We start from the raw sequence: 16,954 nt of genomic DNA, 5'->3' as shown, positions 1-16,954 counted from the left end.
TAATAATTAACTTCAATGTTCAAAATTAAACATTTAATCTAATTTATCTGTCAATTTTTGAAATTCTTTTTTAGGGTTTTTATTTGCATATAGAATATTATAAACGGTATCTATAATAGGTGTATTTGCTCCATTTTCTTCTTTCATTTTAAAAGCACTTTTGGTAGCATAATATCCTTCTGCAATCATGCTCATTTCCATTTGCGCAGATTTTACAGTGTAGCCTTTACCAACCATGTTTCCAAACTGTCTATTTCTACTAAAAAGAGAATATCCGGTAACTAACAAATCGCCCAAATAAGCAGAGTTGTTAATGTTACGTTTCATTTTATGCACCTTTTTTATAAAGCTTTTCATTTCTCTAATTGCATTACTCATTAACACCGCCTGAAAGTTGTCTCCATACCCTAAACCATGTGCAATACCTGCTGCAACCGCATAAATGTTCTTTAACATAGCAGCATATTCTGTACCAATAATATCGTCTGAAATCTTCGTTTTAATGTACCAACTTTGTATCGATTTCTCTATAAATTTTGCATTATCTTCATTTTTAGAAGCAATTGTTAAATAAGATAAACGCTCCATAGCCACTTCTTCTGCATGACAAGGCCCCGTAATTACACCAATATTTTCTATAGGAACATTGTATTCTCTATTAAAATGCTCGCCTATAATTAATCCTGTTTCTGGCACAATACCTTTAATGGCAGAAAAAATGATTTTACCATCTAATGAAGACGTTAATTTTTTTAATTCACTTGTTAAAAATGCAGATGGAATTGCAAAAATAAGAACATCATAATTTTCTACAGTGTAATTTATATCACTAGACAGATCTAATTGTTCTGCATTTAATTCTGCAGATTGCAAATAATTAGGATTGTGTTCATTTTCTTTTATGTGCTCAATTGCCTGTTCATTACGCATGTACCAACCAATTGTACTAATATTTTCAGACAACATTTTTACAATTGCAGTCGCCCAACTTCCTCCTCCAAAGACCGCTATTTTTTTCTGTGTGTTCATGAATCGTGTTTTTTACATCAAAAGTAATAAAACTATTATCTTTTGAGGATTGCATTTACGAATTATTATATTTGTATACTCTAATTCAAACTTATTGAGTTCCTTAAAACGCTTTTTTAAAGACACTATAATATACGGAATTGCCGCTGTTTTACCACGGGCAATTAACATCTTTTTGGTAAAACTACATACCTCTACTTTAGATGCAGAGAAATATGCCGTAAATACAGATTATTATGTGTACGCTGCCTATTTAAATGCACTACTAACCTTTGGTATGGAAACTGCTTTTTTCCGTTTTTTTTCTAAGGAAAAAGAGAAAGGAAAAGTGGTCTCTACATCCTTTATTAGTTTGCTAATCTCCACATTAATTTTCTTCTGTATAGCCCTATTTTTTAATAATGAAATAGCTGTTTTCTTCGGATTTAAAAACCCTTTATTTTTTAAATTATTAGTATATACAATTACACTAGATACCTTAGTTGTTGTGCCTTTTGCCTATTTGCGTGTTACCAACAAACCTTTAAAATTTACTACTATAAAATTGATAAATATTGGTGTGTTCACTATTTTAAATGTTTTCTTTTTGTGGTTTGTTCCTTATGCCTTAAAAAACGAAATTTATTTACCAGAATCCATTGTAAATTATTACAATAATTATCCAAAAGTAATACACATTTTTGTTGCAGGAACTGTGGCAAGTTTATCTACTTTTCTATTACTTTTTCCTGCTGTTTTTAAATTCAAATTCGAGTTTGATATTTCTCTTTTCAAAAGGATGTTAAAATATAGTTTTCCAATAATGGTTGGAAGTTTAGCTTTTGTAACCAATGAAAATTTAGACAAACTTCTTCTGGGAGATATTTTAGGTGAAAAACAAATGGGAATTTACGCTGCTTGTTACAAATTAGGCGTTTTTATGACCTTGTATATTATGGCATTCCGTTTAGGTGCAGAACCATTTTTCTTTAATAATGCTGATAAAAAAAATGCCAAAGAAACCTATTCTAAAGTATTGACTTGGTTTACAATCTTTGGGGCATTCTTTATGCTGATTGTTGTTGTTTTTATCGATTTGTTTGCTCAAATATTATTAGGAAAACCGGAATACTTTGAAGCCCTTTCTATAGTGCCTATCATACTTTTAGCAAACTTATTTTTAGGTATTTATAACAATTTGTCTATTTGGTACAAACTTACGGACAAGACAAAATACGGAATGTATTTTTCTATTATTGGCGCTATCATAACCATTATTTTTAACTTAGTAATGATTCCTAAAATTGGTTTTATGGCTTCTGCTTGGGCAACTTTAATAGCCTTTGGTACAATGATGATAATCTCTTATTTTTTTGGTAAAAAGCATTATCCTGTAAATTATAAGTTGAAAAAAATAGCTTATTATTTAGTGTTCTCAATCATTTTCGAGTGGATTTCTTTTACTTTATTTAGAGGGCAGTATTGGTTTTCTATAGTAACTATTTTACTTTTCTTTGGCTTGATTTATTACAATGAAAAAGATGAAATAAAGCAAATTTTAAAACGATAAATTATGAATAGAATATCTATCCTTTTTTTTGCTTTTATACTTGTTTCTATTTCTTGTAAAGTGAAAAAAGAAGATGTAAAAGAAAATAAATCTAAAGTAAATTCAGAAAGAACTTCTACAAAAGCAGCCAATGTTTCCATTTTAGAAACCACATTTGTTATTAATGGTTTAAATGATATTGCGCATAAAATTTGGTTGTATTTACCTCCAAATTATACTACATCAACAGAAAAATATGATGTAATTTATATGCACGATGGTCAGAATTTATTTGATAATGCCACATCTTTTGTTGGAGAATGGGGAATTGATGAAACATTAAATACTCTATACAAAAACACAGGAAAAAGCTTTATTGTTGTTGGCATAGAAAATGGTGGTGAGAAAAGAATTGAAGAATACACACCTTGGAAAAACGAAAAATATGGTGGTGGAAAAGGTGACATTTATGTAGATTTTCTGATAAATAAACTAAAACCTTTTATCGATAAAAAATACAGAACTAAACCTGCAGCAGAAAACACCGCTATTATTGGTAGTTCTTTAGGTGGTTTAATATCTTTTTATGGCGGATTAAAACATACTGAAACCTTTGGTAAAATTGGTGCTCTCTCTACCTCCTTTTGGTTCTCTAATAAAGTAATTACATTTGCCGAGGAAAATGGAAATCAGCAAAAAACAAAACTATTTCTATTAGTTGGTGATAAAGAAGGAGATTCTATGGTGCCTGATACCAAGAATATGTCAGAATTATTAATATCGCTTGGTTTTACAACACAAAATTTAAAAACGAAAATTGCAGCAAACGGAGAACATACAGAGTCTTTTTGGAAAGCAGAATTTTTAGAAGTAATTACATTTTTATTTAATTTAGAAAACAATGAACGTACAAATAATTAACAAATCGAAACACGCAACGCCTAATTACGAAACCGAAGGCGCTGCAGGAATGGATTTAAGAGCAAATATTGAAGAAGTAATCACATTAAAGCCATTAGAAAGAGCTATTGTTAAAACAGGCTTGTTTATAGCTTTACCAGTTGGTTTTGAAGCCCAAGTAAGACCAAGAAGTGGTTTGGCAGCAAAAAACGGAATAACCGTTTTAAATTCTCCAGGAACTGTAGATGCAGATTATAGAGGAGAAATTGGCGTAATTTTAGTCAACTTATCTAATGATGATTTTGTAATTAATGATGGTGAAAGAATCGCACAATTAATCATTGCAAAACACGAACGTGTAAATTGGCAAGAAGTAACTGTTTTAAGTGAAACAGAACGTGGTGCTGATGGTTTTGGAAGTACAGGTGTTTAAATACCAAACACATATTTTTAATAATACTTATTCCCGCTGTTGCGGGAATTTTGTTTTTTCTTAAACTAATTAACTTTTAAAAAGACAGTTTATATTATTTTATAATTTATATTCTTATAAATAAATTTTAGGATAAAATTATAAATTAATAACATGAATATCCTTTTAACAAGGACAAACATCAAAAAATCAATTATACTTTTTGTTTTACTTTAAAATGTAAATGAGTTTTTAAGCTTCTGAACATACTCTTTTCCTATGGGCACAAAGTTTTCTTCTAAATCTATAAGAGCATCAAGTGGTTGTAAAAAAAGTTGCCCTTTTCTAGTATTTAACTTTTCAATACAATCTTTGTTGATGATAAAACTTTTATGAATTCTAATGAATTTTTTAGGTAAAGTTTCTTCAAAATGCTTTAAGGATTTTGAAGTTGATAACTTCTCTCCTGTGATATTAAAAACATTGGTATAGTTTCTTTCTGCTTGTAAAAAACAAATGTCTTTGTAAGATAAAAGATGAATATCAGAACTTGTTTTTACAGCAAGATGCGATTGTCCTTCTGTAAATCCTTTCTCAAATAATAATAATGACTTTTGTAATTCTACCGGTTCAATTGGTTTACTTAAAAAATAAGATATTTGATTGTTTACCGCCTCTTTTGCATAATAATTATGTGAGGTTGTCATAATAATGGTTGGCAACTCCATAAAAAATTCTTTTAACCTAGGAATAAGCGTAAAAGAATTTTTATCATTTATTTCTACATCTAAAAAAATTAGATCGGGTTTAGTTTTTAAAATTAAAGCAAATCCATCTTCTAGATTCGATGCAACATCTATAAGCTTATAATTAGAATGTTTGTCTAAAGTGGATTTTAAATCATCAAGCGCTTCTTGATTGTCTTGTATAATTACGTATTTGTATTTCATATTCTCTTTTTAAAAGATAAAATTTCTAAAAAATAGACTTCATGCAAATTTACAAATAAAAAGTATTAAATAATAATTAATAAGGATAAACAAATATTTTTATAGGATAAAGATTAAGATACCTTTTCAATTTTAAAACATAATTTGAAGTGTTGTTATTAAATAATGCTTTTTTATTATATCTTTATGATTAGGTTTTCTATATGAAATAGGAATCTTCTTTTAGTAATATTAGAAGTTTAATGGCCTTTATTAACATAACAAAAAATAAAAATATGATTTTAGGTGTTTCAGATTGGTTAAGTCCAAAAATAAATGTAGAAGCAAAGTATATTAGAATAGGCTTTGTTGTTGCCTTTTTATTCGCAGGTGTTGGATTGGGTTTATACCTAATCTTATGGATTGTAAAGTTGCTTTCTAAGTAAACCATTTAGAGTCTTATTCTATTAAATACAATAGATAAAATTAGAAAGAAAACATTTTAAAAATAAGAAAACTGCTATAGATTGATTACTTCTATAGCAGTTTAATAATAATAGTTAGAACTTTTAATATTTATTCTTGATTTTCAATAGCAATCTTTATTTTACCTTCAAGTTCTTCTGCCAACTCAGGATTGTCTTTAATTAAGCCTTTAACAGCATCTCTACCTTGCCCTAATTTTGTTTCTCCGTAACTAAACCAAGAACCACTTTTCTTAACAATACCTAACTCTACACCAATATCTAAAATTTCACCAACTTTAGAAATTCCTTGTCCATACATAATATCAAATTCTGCAATTTGGAAAGGAGGTGCTACTTTATTTTTAACAACTTTAACCTTAGTACTGTTTCCAATAACTTTGTCTCCGTCTTTAATTTGTGTTCTTCTTCTAATATCTAAACGAACAGAAGCATAAAATTTTAATGCGTTACCACCCGTTGTAGTTTCTGGATTACCGAACATTACACCAATTTTTTCACGTAATTGGTTAATAAATATAACAGTACATTTTGTTTTAGAAATAGTACCTGTTAACTTACGTAATGCTTGAGACATTAAACGAGCATGTAAACCCATTTTAGAATCTCCCATTTCTCCTTCAATCTCAGATTTTGGAGTTAATGCTGCAACAGAATCAATAACCACAATATCAATTGCACCAGAACGTATTAAGTTTTCTGCAATTTCTAAAGCTTGCTCACCATGATCTGGTTGAGAAATAATTAAATTATCAATATCTACTCCTAAATTTTCTGCGTAAAATTTATCGAATGCGTGTTCTGCATCAATAAACGCTGCAATTCCACCTGCTTTTTGAGCCTCTGCAATTGCATGTAATGTTAAGGTAGTTTTACCAGAAGATTCTGGTCCGTAGATTTCAATAACTCTTCCTCTTGGATAACCACCAACGCCTAAAGCCAAATCTAACCCTAAAGAACCAGATGAAATTGCATCTATATCTTCAGTTACTACATCACCTAATTTCATTACAGCTCCTTTACCATAAGTCTTATCTAGCTTATCTAGAGTAAGTTGAAGTGCTTTTAGCTTTGCTGTTTTTTCTTTATCTGTCGCCATTAATCTTGCTTGTTTTATTTTTAAATAAGTCCGACAAGTTACAAAAAACTTAAATTAGTTTCCTAAAAAATAACAGTCAAATTTATTCTATTTTTACACAAAGCTTACTAACAATGAATTTTAAAGTATTTTTAAAAAATAAAGAGTGCACAGTTAACATTGAAAAAGGAGAAATTATCAGTTTTCAAAAAGATGATAAAGAATATATTCATCAAAAAGGAAACAACGGTTGGCGTAATTCTGATGATGAAATGTTTCCAGTAATTGGTCCAACTACTAAAAATAATTTTAGAGTTCATACCAAAAATGGTGATGCCATTCTAGACCAACATGGTTTGTTGCGTGAATTAGAGTATTCTTTAATCTCTTCAGATGAAAACTCGGCTAAATTCATCAAAAAATACAAAAAGAATACACTTATTAACAATAGTAAATTTCCTAAAAAATCTACAGAAGAAAAACTTTCTTGGCCTTTCGATTTTACTTTTCAAAAGAATTTTACTTTAGATAATAATACTCTAAAAATAGAATTCATTATTAATTCTGATGAAGGAATGCCATTTATGTTAGGATATCATCCGGCATTTATGCTATCTAACACTGGTAATGAAACTTTAATTTCTAATGGTACAGAAATTACTTTAGCAGATGTTTATAAAGCAGGTGCAAATGCTTTTCCGGTTTTAAATACTGATAAAATCATTTTAAAAAATATTGATAGAAACGATTTAGAAATTACTACAAAGGGATTCAATAATTTTATGTTGTGGACAGAAGTTGATAACATGCTTTGCATAGAACCAATTACTCAATATACGTCGTACACAGACCAAAAATTTTCCGAAGAAAATATGAGTATTTCTAAAAGTGAAAATAGTTTTTCTGTAACTATAAAAGTAATTTAACGACAATATTAAAATCTATACATAATAACATGAAATTTACTTTAATACTTAGCCTTATACTTGTCTTTTCTTGTAAACAACCTACTAATAAAACTACCGTAGAAAAAGAAAATAAAAGCATTGTAAAAGAAATAGACAAAAGTTTTCTAAAAACTACAATCACTTTTCCTTCTAAAGATAGTTTACCAATTACGGCAGATATTTATAAAAACAAAGAAACACCTATTACTATTTTATTATGTCATCAGGCAGGTTATAGTAGAGGAGAATATAAGGATTCTGCTATAGAATTAACTAAACTAGGATATGCTGTAATGGCAATAGATCAACGTTCTGGTAAAACGGTTAATAATATAGATAATGAAACCGCAATGGCTGCTCGTACAAAAGGTTTAGGCGATACTTATTTAGATGCAAAACAAGACATTGAAGCTGCTGTAGATTATATATACAATCAAAACGGCGGACAAAAAATTATATTAGTTGGTAGTTCTTACTCTTCTTCTTTAGCACTTTTAATGGGTGTAAATAATTCTAAAATAAAAGCTGTTGCTGCATTTAGTCCTGGTGAATATTTTAAAGGAATAGACATTAATAAAAGTATAAGTATGTATAAAAAACCTGTTTTTGTTACTTCTTCTTTAAGCGAAAGTGTTGCCGTTAAAACATTAGTAAATAAAGTAGATGCTAGTTATTTAACGCATTTTATACCAGAAGCAAAAGGGATTCATGGTTCTAGAGCGCTTTGGAAAACTACAGAAGGTAATGAAACGTATTGGGCTTCTTTTAAGGAGTTTTTATCTTCTTTAAAAAACTAATAAATTGATAGAAAAACACCGTCATTTTATAATTCACAAACCTTGGGGAATGATTTCTCAGTTTGTAAATCCCGCAAAGCGGAAGAAAAAATTATTAGGAGATTTACATGATTTCCCAGCAGGAACGATGGCAATTGGTCGTTTAGATGTTCCCTCGGAAGGATTACTTTTATTAACAACTGACGGAAAAGTATCCGCAGAAATTAGAAGTAATAAATACGAAAAAGAATATTACGTACAAGTTGATGGTGTAATCACCGAGAAAGAAATAGAACTATTAAAAAATGGTGTAGAAATTGGTTTTAATGGTAAAAAATACATGACAAAACCAGGGAAAGCTTCTATTATTGATGATCCAAAATTTCCGCTGAGAAGCATGAAGATTAGAGATGAAAGACACGGACCAACAAGTTGGGTTTCTATAATTATAAGAGAAGGAAAATTTAGGCAAGTGCGTAAAATGACGGCTGCAGTTGGTTTGCCTACTTTACGTTTAATTCGAGTACGAATTGGTGAAATAGAATTGGGAGATTTAGAAATTAGTGGCGTAAAGGAAGTTGAAGGTTTTATGTGATAATTATCAGAAAAAAACAATATTTATATTTCTAATTTTGTGTTATGAACAATTCTAACACCACTTTATATATAGTAGCTGCCGTAATTATTCTACACTTTGTAGTGGGTTTTGGTTACTTAATTTACAAAATGACAAAAAAGGGAGATAAAAATTAATTTATCTCCCTTTTTTATGTTTAAAAATCGAATCCTACATAAAGTTGCCAAACTCTATTTTTAGGCTTGTCTTCATCATAAATATCATTTTGACCTAAATGGTATCTAACACCTAAACTAACGCCTGAATCACTTTTAAAACCAGCACCTACATTCACACCCCAATCAAAATTATTAGGATCAAATTCTTTTTCGGTATCATATAAAATAAAACCACTTTCAAAGGTTTCTTTATGTGAAATTGAAAAGCCTATTTGTGGTCCTGCTTCTAAAAAGAAACTTTTTACAGGGTATAATTTTAACATCAATGGCACATTTATATAGTCTAGTTTTTGGGTATACGTACTAGATCCATCTATAATTTTATAACCCTGTTTAGAGTACAAAATTTCTGGTTGAATAGAGAGAAATTTACCTATAAAAGATTCTCCATAAATACCTATATGATACCCGTGTAATCTATCTGTTTCCGAGCTACCATCAAAACTTACAGAAGACATATTATATCCTCCTTTAATACCTGCTGTTGCTTTGTTTTTACTGTCTTGCGCATTTAATGATAATACACTTGTAATCATTAATGCCATTGTAATATATATTGTTTTCATTTTTCTATTTTTAAAATTATTTGCCACCATTGGCTTTTAAATCTTCTAAACATTGTGCGTCTAATGTTGGTACTTGTCCTCCAGAAAGCATATTGCCTATTCCTTGGCTTGTTTCTGCTGCCCAATACATTAAACAATCTTCTTCGATACAGTGTTTTGGATGTTCTGTATCTTCATGATTACTTTGTAATTCACTTCCTAAATTTGTTAATCCTAAGAGATGACCAAATTCATGATTAATTACTGAGGACTCTAATAAACTCCTTTCAGGTTCAAAAGCACCATTGCTTAAACCATGAAGCGTTTCTTCATAAATAACAAAAGAAGTGTTCCAATATGCAGCGCCTAAAATAGCACTAGAACTGGTATCTTTAGAAGATTTTCCGTTTACAAATAATACCCAAAGAGCAATGGTTGTATCTGAACTGTATTTAGTTCTATGCTCTTTTTCTAGAGCTACTACTTCTTCTAAAGTATATGCTTCTTTATCCGTAAAAGAAATTTCTTGAGTTATAAAGGTTACTCCTTCTGGTTTATTAGTTCTACTTGTAATAAAATTTTTAAAATTATTTATAGCTGTTTCAGAGGGTTTAAAACCTTCTATATATGCAATTTCTACAATCATTTTTTTTAAAATACCTCCAGAAAGTAAATCGTTTGCAGAAGAACCTGTTACTTGTCTGTTTGTACTTACATTTATTAAGTTACCAGTTTCATTATCTATTATTTCATCTTCTTTAGAAGAACAAGAAAATAAAATACTGCAAACTAAAATTACTTTTAAAAGAATATTTTTCATTCTGGTTTTATTAAAACTTTACAGCTATTACTTTAGGGGTATAGGGTCAATAGCTGCAAAGTTATCATCAACTAACTATATTTATTACTTAATAATCTTTTAAATTTTCTTAAAAGCTAAAGTTACAGAAGCATCAGTTTTACTTTTTAAAGTAATTAATGCACTGCTATAATTAGTGACAACCCAATCATTACCTAATGCACTTACTGTTGTATTACTTGCAAAATCAATAGTTACAAAGGCTTCTATTTCAGAACTTACAGTATAGGTTCCTTCAACTTCATTTAACGTTGCATTTACTACATCTTTGGCTACAACTTTTAAGTCGTTTGTAAATTCTATAGACCAATCTGCATACTCATTTGCAGTATCTACACCTGCTGTAACAAATGATTCTACTTTAAATTTAGTTCCTGTTAAAATAGCCTCTACTTCTACTGCCGTTTCTTTTGCTTCATCTTTTTCTTCTTCATATTGTACACATTCAGAAACCGCATTTTGAAACTCTGTATCACTATTAATTTCTGTTGAAGTACCGTTACTTAAGGTTACATTTATTGGATAATTTACAGCAAATAACTCATCAGATTGTAAATCTGTCATAAACGTATACAATTGTTCTTGTGATTCTAGAACTACGGTTCCTGTTTGTTCTAAACTTATACTATAAGTTAACATCGTTACCGGAAAATTAATATCAATACAAGAAATAGCATCTTTTCCAACTTCTTCTGCTTGCTCACATTCTTCCTTTAAAGCATCTAATTCTGCTTGGTTATTTACAATTACCTCTGTATAATTACTCGTTTTTACACGAATAGGAAAATTAAAAGTTACAGCATCACTATCGTCATTAAACTCTCCCATTATGTTTAAAACTGTAGAGAAATCTAATTTACTAATAAGCGTAATTTGTTTTCCGTTTACAGTTGCTGTTAATGGAAATAACAACTCAGTACATGCGTTTCCGTCTAAAAAGTCATCTTCAGAACCATTATTTTTAGCTGCTCTTTCATAATTTGAAGCTGTTGGAGATGTAGAGGAATTTGTATTTGGGTTTGTACCTACTTCTTCACTTTCGTTAGACTGACAAGATGTAAAACCTAATATTGCAGTCAACGCAATTGCAGTAAATAATTTTAATGATTTCATAATAATAAATTTTGATATTTTTTTTTTTTGTATTTATAAGTAAAACAACAGTAACTATTTATCTTACTTATTTTTTGAATAGCTATATTATTGCTGTCCTGTAAGTAAAACAACTAAACATTTATTTACCCTACCTTTGTCCTCAAAAAAAATTATATTTTTTATTTAATCCCCTTAATATGACTGATAAATCTCTTTGTGATGAAATCAATTTTAATGAGTTTTATACTTCTCATATTCAGTCTGCAAGTAATTTTGCTTATTATAAATCTGGTGATAAAAATGCTTCTTTAGATTTAGTACAAGAAGCCTTTATAAAAATATGGGAACATTGTTCTAAAGTAGATTTTACAAAAGCCAAGTCGTACTTATTTACAGTTATTAACAATCTTTTTCTAAATAAAGTAAAACATCAAAAAGTAGTTTTTGAGTATGCAAAAAGCAGTCCTTATTTAGATGTTAATAACCAAAGTCCAGATTATTTATTAGAAGAAGAAGAGTTTAAAGACAAACTAAAAAATGCTATTGCAGGTCTAACAGAAGGAGAACGTGAAGTTTTTTTGATGAATAGGATTGATGGAAAAAAATACAGAGAAATTGCTGAAACGTTAGAAATATCTCAAAAAGCAGTAGAAAAACGAATGTCATCAGCATTAAAAAAGTTAAGAACTAAAATAGACGGAATTTAATATCAATTTAAGGTAGGGTAAACTACTGATTAGTTGTTTTATATATAGAAGTACAATACAATGAAAAAAGAAAAAGACATATTAAAATGGCTAAACAGAGAAATTTCTGATGAAGAACTAACGCATTTAAAAGAAACAAAAGATTTTAATACTTTAGAAAAAATTGCACATTATTCATCTCAAATAGAAGCTCCTAAAGTTGATGTAGAAAAAGCCTTGGCAGATTTTAAATTAAAAACTGAAAATACCTCTAAAAAAGGAAAAGTTATTCCTTTTAATTATAAGAAACTCTATAAATATGCAGCAGCAGTGGTTGTCTTACTAACAACTTCATATTTTTTTATCTCTAATAATACTGATAATGCTATTTATAAAACAGCCTTTGCAGAAACAAAAAACTTTAATTTACCAGATAATTCTGAGGTGGTATTAAATGCAAATTCAGAAATTTCTTATGCTAAAGATAGTTGGCAAGAAAATAGAAATTTAACCTTAGACGGAGAAGCATTTTTTAAAGTACAAAAAGGAGAAAAGTTTACTGTTAATACAGAAGTTGGTAGGGTTACAGTACTTGGAACACAATTTAATGTAAAAGAAAGAGAAAATTATTTTGAAGTAAAAACCTTTGAAGGTTTGGTAAGCGTTGTTTATAAAGATAGCTTGATTAAATTACCTAGAGGATCTATTTTTAAAGTAGTAAATGGCGTAGTAGATATTAACAATACTTTTGATATTAAAGAGAAATCTTGGTTGCAAAAAGAATCTAATTTTAAAAGTACAGCATTACGTTTTATTTTAGAAGAAATAGAAAATCAGTTTGGGTATACTATTGAAACTACAAATGTAGATTTAGATATTTTATATTCTGGTGGTTTTACACATACAGATATAGATATCGCTTTAAAATCTGTTACAATTCCGTTACAGTTATCTTATAAAATTGATGGTAAAAAAATTACTATCTTTAATTATGAGAAATAAGTATCTTCTTTTTTTTATCAGTTTTATACTGACTAATAATCTTGTATTTTCTCAAAATTCTTCAGAGAAAAAGCCACTTACATCAATTTTATTAGGGCTTGAAAAAAGTTATGATATAAAATTTTCTTATTCTGATAATGATGTAAAAAATATTTTTATACAGCAACCAAAAAAAGATATTTCAATAGAAAATCTACTCTCTTTTTTAAATAAAGAAACCTTTTTACAATTTAAAACTTTAGACAATAGATATGTAACCGTTTCATTTTTAAATAAATACATTTCTGTCTGCGGAACCGTTTTAGATGCTAACTCTTTAGAACCTTTATTTTTAACTTCTGTAAAAGTAAATGGTTATAAATTAGGAACAACCACTAATAATAACGGTAATTTTAAGTTAAAAAATGTACCTGCTAATGCTACTTTAACAATTTCTTTTATCAGTTTTAAAACAAAGATTATTACTGCTAAAGAGTTGTTTTCTTCTAACTGCAAAGAAGTATTTTTAGAAGAAGAAACAGAGGAATTATCAGAAATTATAATGCCTAAGTTTTTAACCGCTGGTTTGCATAAAAATACTGATGGTAGTACAGTTTTAGACACAGAAAAATTCGGAATTTTACCAGGTTTAATAGAACCCGATATTTTAAAAACAATTAAAATTCTACCAGGTATAGAAAGTATAAACGAAAGTATTTCTAATATTAACGTAAGAGGTGGTACAAATGATCAAAATTTAATGCTTTGGGATGGTATAAAAATGTATCATTCAGGTCATTTTTTTGGACTTATTTCTGCTTATAATCCGTATTTAACAAAAAAAATATCTGTTACTAAAAACGGAACAAGTAGTGCTTTTTCAGACGGGGTTTCTTCAACTATAAAAATGGAAACATCTAATGAAATTACAAATAAACTTTCTGGTGGTGGTGGTTTTAATTTATTAAGTGCAGATGCTTTTGTACAAGTGCCTATAAAGAAGAATTTAGAAGCTCATATTTCTGCAAGAAGGTCGTTTACAGATGTTATTAACACTCCAACTTATAAAAATTATTTCTCTCGTAGTTTTCAAGATAATTCTATTTCATCAAGTACTATAAATAACGCCGATTCTAAATTTTATTTCTACGATTATTCTTTTAAAGTTTTATATGATGTTAGCTACAATCATACTATTAGAGCCAATTTTATTCATATAAAAAACAATTTAGACTATCAAGAAAAATACACTACTAATACGACAACAATTGAAGAAAATAGTACTTTAAAACAAGAAAATTTAGGAGCAAACATCAACTGGCATGCAAACTGGGATGCTAAATTTTCTACCAACTTATCTTTCTTTTTTTCTGATTATAGAATAAATTCTACAGATTATAATAAAGATTCAGATCAATATCAAACGCAGTTTAATAATGTGTTAGAAACGGAAGTAAAGTTAAATTCTAAATATGAGATTTCTGATGTTTTACATTTTACTAATGGATTGGTATTAAATGAAATAGGTATAAAAAATACCACAACTGTAAATGCACCTACATATTCTAAAACAGACAAAAATGTGTTGTTAAAAAGTGCCTTTTATACTGAAATTGAGTATCATAAAAAAAATACTTATGCAAGATTTGGAGTTCGGGCAAACTACTTTGATCAGTTTTCTAAATTTGTTGTAGAACCTAGAATTAACATCCGACAGCAATTAAATACAGAATTATCTGTAAAATTAGAAGGCGAATTAAAAAACCAAACAACAGCACAAAAAATAGATTTTGAAGATAATTTTTTAGGAATAGAAAAACGAAGATGGATTCTTTCTGATGATGAAAATACACCTATTATAAAAAGTAAACAGGCTTCTTTTGGAGCAGCATATTCTAAAAACAAATTATATGTAGATATTACTGGTTTTTATAAAAAAGCAAATGGAATTACAGCTGTAAACCAAGGCTTTTATAACAATACGCAAGCCATAAATTCTATAGGAAATTATAAAGTAAAAGGGGTTGAGTTTTTAGTGAACAAACAAACTGAAAAAATTAGTACTTGGCTAAGCTATACCTACGCTAAAAACGATTATACATTCGATATTTTTAATCCTACAACATTTTCTAATAGCTTAGATATTACACATTCTTTAAGTGCAGCATTTAACTATAATTTTACTGAATTTTTTAAAATTTCTTTTGGTGGAGTTTTACGTTCTGGTAAACCTTATACAACACCTATTGATGGAAACGAAACCATAAAAAGTGGTAACAGAACTATTGTAAATTATAACAATCCTAACCAAGAAAAGTTAGATAATTTCTTTAGATTAGATCTTTCTGGAAGCTATAATTTTGATTTTTCTGATGTTATAAAATCCACTATTCGTCTAGGTTTTACTAATTTAACGGATAAGGAAAACATTATAGATTCTTATTATATTGTAGATGAAACTAGTAAAAATAATGTAAATAGAATAAACAATTATTCTTTGCCTTTTACTCCTAATTTAAGCTTTAGAGTCAATTTTTAATCAATAAAAGACACAATAATTGTCACTTTTACAAAGGTAAAATTTCATAAAAAAGCCAGCGAAAAACTGAGCTACTTTATGAAATTTCTCATTAGTTTATCTTGAGCGAAGTCGAAAGGCAAAAAAGCTCATTTCGAAATGACAAACAACAGGTTAATACAGAACGGATAACGAACCATTCAAATTGTCTTTTCGACGAAAGGAGAAATACTATAACAGTAAAAATATTAAACTGAGTGTCTACAAAAACTAATTATTCTCTATCCATTCTAATATGCGGAATACCATCTTCTAAGTACTCCTCGCCTACTTGAATAAATTGATGCGTTTCATAGAATTTCTTTAAATATTTTTGAGCAGAAATTGTAATTTCATCTACCTTAAAATGAGTTTTAATGGCTTTAATAGAAGCTTTTATTAAATCATGTCCAAAACCGTATTTACGTTCGTTAGCAGCAACTACTACCCTACCAATACTGGCATTTTTAAAATAAACTCCTGGTTTAAAAATACGTGTATATGCAATTATTTTATCCTCTTTTAATCCAAAAACATGTAATGCTTTTTGATCTTTAAAATCTACATCTTGGTATACACAGTCTTGTTCTACCACAAAAACTTCAGATCGTAATTGAAGTATATTATACAACTCTGTAGTATTTAATTCTGAAAAAGATTTTATTATAAAGTCCATATTATATCAATTTGAAAGAAAAAATCACTCGAACTAATAGTAAGGTCGAGTGATTTTTATTTATTTTTTATAAATTTTGTATCAAGAATATTTAATAATTATCCTGCACAAGAAATTTTATTTACTCTATCTCCATGTCTACCACCTTCAAACTCTGTAGAAAGAAAAACATCTACAAAACCAATAGCTTGTTGTAAAGAAACAAAACGTGCAGGAATTGTAAGAACATTTGCATTGTTATGTTGTCTTGTTAATGCAACCAATTCATTATTCCAACACAAAGCAGCTCTAATGCCTTGGTGTTTATTAGCGGTCATTTGAGCTCCGTTACCAGAACCACATAAAATAATACCCATTTCTGCTTTACCACTTTCTACAGCATCTGCTGTTGGATGTATTGCATCCGGATAATCCATAGAATCATTTGTATCGGTTCCAAAATTTAGAACTTTATATCCTTTTTCTTCTAAATGTTTTATAATTTCGAATTTGTATTCTGTACCAGCGTGGTCGTTTCCAATGGCAATTGTCATAATAAATTGATTTTAATTGTGTTGTAGCCACAAAAATACAGAAACTAACGGTTATCAACAGTTATAAACAATCAAAAAAATAGCTTTTTTAATAACCTTTTAATTTTTAACTCTTTAGCTATGTTAGGTAATTGTTAAGAAGT

At 28.7% G+C, this 16,954-nt stretch carries 18 protein-coding genes; 10 read left to right on the top strand and 8 right to left on the bottom strand.

The window, feature by feature from the left end; all coding sequences use genetic code 11:
- Positions 1-33: 33 nt before the first annotated feature.
- Entirely contained in the window at positions 34-1,029 is a 996-nt protein-coding gene (locus WHD08_RS11905; RefSeq protein ID WP_208890682.1) for an NAD(P)H-dependent glycerol-3-phosphate dehydrogenase, read from the bottom strand.
- 94 nt (positions 1,030-1,123) lie between these two features.
- Here WHD08_RS11905 and WHD08_RS11900 point away from each other — a divergent pair, with 94 nt between their 5' ends.
- From WHD08_RS11900 to dut, 3 genes are read left to right on the top strand one after another with little or no spacing between them, the layout of a single operon-like run.
- Positions 1,124-2,578, top strand: coding sequence for an oligosaccharide flippase family protein (locus WHD08_RS11900; protein WP_208890683.1), 1,455 nt, complete (start codon positions 1,124-1,126; stop codon positions 2,576-2,578).
- Between the two features lie 3 nt (positions 2,579-2,581).
- Positions 2,582-3,478 (top strand): alpha/beta hydrolase, encoded by an 897-nt coding sequence (locus WHD08_RS11895; protein WP_208890684.1) that lies wholly within the window; start codon positions 2,582-2,584, stop codon positions 3,476-3,478.
- Positions 3,459-3,890, top strand: coding sequence for a dUTP diphosphatase (dut, locus tag WHD08_RS11890; protein ID WP_165731374.1), 432 nt, complete (start codon positions 3,459-3,461; stop codon positions 3,888-3,890). The genes WHD08_RS11895 and dut overlap by 20 nt, the downstream gene beginning before the upstream one ends.
- 212 nt (positions 3,891-4,102) lie before the next feature.
- Here the strand turns inward: dut and WHD08_RS11885 are convergent, their stop codons facing one another.
- A complete protein-coding gene (locus tag WHD08_RS11885; protein WP_165731375.1) occupies positions 4,103-4,819 on the bottom strand; it encodes a LytR/AlgR family response regulator transcription factor in 717 nt (238 codons plus the stop codon).
- Positions 4,820-5,094: 275 nt separating this feature from the next.
- On the opposite strand from WHD08_RS11885, the gene WHD08_RS11880 reads away from it, so the two are divergent.
- The gene (locus WHD08_RS11880; RefSeq protein ID WP_165731376.1) at positions 5,095-5,244 is read left to right on the top strand and encodes a PspC domain-containing protein; all 150 of its coding nucleotides are present in this window, start codon (positions 5,095-5,097) and stop codon (positions 5,242-5,244) included.
- Positions 5,245-5,374: 130 nt separating this feature from the next.
- On the opposite strand, the gene recA is transcribed toward WHD08_RS11880, so the two are convergent.
- Positions 5,375-6,382 (bottom strand): recombinase RecA, encoded by a 1,008-nt coding sequence (recA, locus tag WHD08_RS11875; RefSeq protein ID WP_068447884.1) that lies wholly within the window; start codon positions 6,380-6,382, stop codon positions 5,375-5,377.
- A 113-nt stretch (positions 6,383-6,495) separates the two neighbouring features.
- On the opposite strand from recA, the gene WHD08_RS11870 reads away from it, so the two are divergent.
- Genes WHD08_RS11870 through WHD08_RS11860 form a run of 3 tightly spaced genes read left to right on the top strand, consistent with a single transcriptional unit; the run spans position 6,496 to position 8,679 of the window.
- Complete coding sequence (locus tag WHD08_RS11870) at positions 6,496-7,287, top strand: aldose 1-epimerase (RefSeq protein ID WP_165731377.1); 792 nt, start codon at positions 6,496-6,498, stop codon at positions 7,285-7,287.
- Positions 7,288-7,316: 29 nt separating this feature from the next.
- On the top strand, positions 7,317-8,105 hold the full coding sequence (locus tag WHD08_RS11865) for an alpha/beta hydrolase (RefSeq protein ID WP_208890685.1): 789 nt from the start codon (positions 7,317-7,319) through the stop codon (positions 8,103-8,105).
- A gap of 7 nt (positions 8,106-8,112) precedes the next feature.
- Positions 8,113-8,679, top strand: a complete 567-nt coding sequence (locus WHD08_RS11860) for a pseudouridine synthase (protein ID WP_302849292.1) — start codon at positions 8,113-8,115, stop codon at positions 8,677-8,679.
- Positions 8,680-8,857: 178 nt separating this feature from the next.
- Here WHD08_RS11860 and WHD08_RS11855 read toward each other — a convergent pair whose 3' ends face one another.
- From WHD08_RS11855 to WHD08_RS11845, 3 genes are all read right to left on the bottom strand, one after another.
- Positions 8,858-9,445 (bottom strand): porin family protein, encoded by a 588-nt coding sequence (locus WHD08_RS11855; RefSeq protein ID WP_205860209.1) that lies wholly within the window; start codon positions 9,443-9,445, stop codon positions 8,858-8,860.
- A gap of 16 nt (positions 9,446-9,461) precedes the next feature.
- Positions 9,462-10,244, bottom strand: a complete 783-nt coding sequence (locus tag WHD08_RS11850; RefSeq protein ID WP_165731380.1) for a membrane metalloprotease — start codon at positions 10,242-10,244, stop codon at positions 9,462-9,464.
- A gap of 99 nt (positions 10,245-10,343) precedes the next feature.
- The gene (locus WHD08_RS11845) at positions 10,344-11,396 is read right to left on the bottom strand and encodes a hypothetical protein (RefSeq protein ID WP_165731381.1); all 1,053 of its coding nucleotides are present in this window, start codon (positions 11,394-11,396) and stop codon (positions 10,344-10,346) included.
- A 179-nt stretch (positions 11,397-11,575) separates the two neighbouring features.
- On the opposite strand from WHD08_RS11845, the gene WHD08_RS11840 reads away from it, so the two are divergent.
- Genes WHD08_RS11840 through WHD08_RS11830 form a run of 3 tightly spaced genes read left to right on the top strand, consistent with a single transcriptional unit; the run spans position 11,576 to position 15,584 of the window.
- Positions 11,576-12,085 carry an RNA polymerase sigma factor gene (locus WHD08_RS11840; protein WP_165731382.1) on the top strand — a complete coding sequence of 170 codons (510 nt, stop codon included), beginning with the start codon at positions 11,576-11,578 and terminating at the stop codon, positions 12,083-12,085.
- Between the two features lie 60 nt (positions 12,086-12,145).
- Positions 12,146-13,066: a FecR family protein gene (locus tag WHD08_RS11835; RefSeq protein ID WP_165731383.1), complete on the top strand. Its 921-nt coding sequence runs from the start codon at positions 12,146-12,148 to the stop codon at positions 13,064-13,066.
- Positions 13,056-15,584, top strand: a complete 2,529-nt coding sequence (locus tag WHD08_RS11830) for a TonB-dependent receptor (protein ID WP_244183319.1) — start codon at positions 13,056-13,058, stop codon at positions 15,582-15,584. Before WHD08_RS11835 ends, WHD08_RS11830 begins: the two co-directional genes overlap by 11 nt.
- 253 nt (positions 15,585-15,837) lie before the next feature.
- Here the strand turns inward: WHD08_RS11830 and WHD08_RS11825 are convergent, their stop codons facing one another.
- Together WHD08_RS11825 and rpiB are read right to left on the bottom strand one after the other, a co-directional pair.
- The gene (locus tag WHD08_RS11825) at positions 15,838-16,278 is read right to left on the bottom strand and encodes a GNAT family N-acetyltransferase (protein ID WP_208890689.1); all 441 of its coding nucleotides are present in this window, start codon (positions 16,276-16,278) and stop codon (positions 15,838-15,840) included.
- Between the two features lie 98 nt (positions 16,279-16,376).
- Positions 16,377-16,811 (bottom strand): ribose 5-phosphate isomerase B, encoded by a 435-nt coding sequence (gene rpiB, locus WHD08_RS11820; protein WP_165731386.1) that lies wholly within the window; start codon positions 16,809-16,811, stop codon positions 16,377-16,379.
- Between the last annotated feature and the right edge of the window lie 143 nt (positions 16,812-16,954).

The sequence above is a fragment of the Polaribacter sejongensis genome (assembly GCF_038024065.1).
Classification (GTDB): Bacteria; Bacteroidota; Bacteroidia; order Flavobacteriales; family Flavobacteriaceae; genus Polaribacter; species Polaribacter sejongensis.
Note: the sequence above shows the minus strand (reverse complement) of the source record. Positions and strands in the feature narration are given on the sequence as shown.

Excerpts from the sequence above, each read along its gene's own strand:
- recA (WP_068447884.1), bottom strand. The coding sequence starts at position 6,382 with ATGGCGACAGATAAAGAAAAAACAGCAAAGCTAAAAGCACTTCAACTT.
- WHD08_RS11835 (WP_165731383.1), top strand. The coding sequence starts at position 12,146 with ATGAAAAAAGAAAAAGACATATTAAAATGGCTAAACAGAGAAATTTCT.
- WHD08_RS11895 (WP_208890684.1), top strand. The coding sequence starts at position 2,582 with ATGAATAGAATATCTATCCTTTTTTTTGCTTTTATACTTGTTTCTATT.
- WHD08_RS11850 (WP_165731380.1), bottom strand. The coding sequence starts at position 10,244 with ATGAAAAATATTCTTTTAAAAGTAATTTTAGTTTGCAGTATTTTATTT.
- WHD08_RS11880 (WP_165731376.1), top strand. The coding sequence starts at position 5,095 with ATGATTTTAGGTGTTTCAGATTGGTTAAGTCCAAAAATAAATGTAGAA.
- WHD08_RS11905 (WP_208890682.1), bottom strand. The coding sequence starts at position 1,029 with ATGAACACACAGAAAAAAATAGCGGTCTTTGGAGGAGGAAGTTGGGCG.
- WHD08_RS11845 (WP_165731381.1), bottom strand. The coding sequence starts at position 11,396 with ATGAAATCATTAAAATTATTTACTGCAATTGCGTTGACTGCAATATTA.
- WHD08_RS11870 (WP_165731377.1), top strand. The coding sequence starts at position 6,496 with ATGAATTTTAAAGTATTTTTAAAAAATAAAGAGTGCACAGTTAACATT.
- WHD08_RS11885 (WP_165731375.1), bottom strand. The coding sequence starts at position 4,819 with ATGAAATACAAATACGTAATTATACAAGACAATCAAGAAGCGCTTGAT.
- WHD08_RS11830 (WP_244183319.1), top strand. The coding sequence starts at position 13,056 with ATGAGAAATAAGTATCTTCTTTTTTTTATCAGTTTTATACTGACTAAT.
- WHD08_RS11840 (WP_165731382.1), top strand. The coding sequence starts at position 11,576 with ATGACTGATAAATCTCTTTGTGATGAAATCAATTTTAATGAGTTTTAT.
- WHD08_RS11855 (WP_205860209.1), bottom strand. The coding sequence starts at position 9,445 with ATGAAAACAATATATATTACAATGGCATTAATGATTACAAGTGTATTA.
- rpiB (WP_165731386.1), bottom strand. The coding sequence starts at position 16,811 with ATGACAATTGCCATTGGAAACGACCACGCTGGTACAGAATACAAATTC.
- WHD08_RS11865 (WP_208890685.1), top strand. The coding sequence starts at position 7,317 with ATGAAATTTACTTTAATACTTAGCCTTATACTTGTCTTTTCTTGTAAA.
- WHD08_RS11825 (WP_208890689.1), bottom strand. The coding sequence starts at position 16,278 with ATGGACTTTATAATAAAATCTTTTTCAGAATTAAATACTACAGAGTTG.
- dut (WP_165731374.1), top strand. The coding sequence starts at position 3,459 with ATGAACGTACAAATAATTAACAAATCGAAACACGCAACGCCTAATTAC.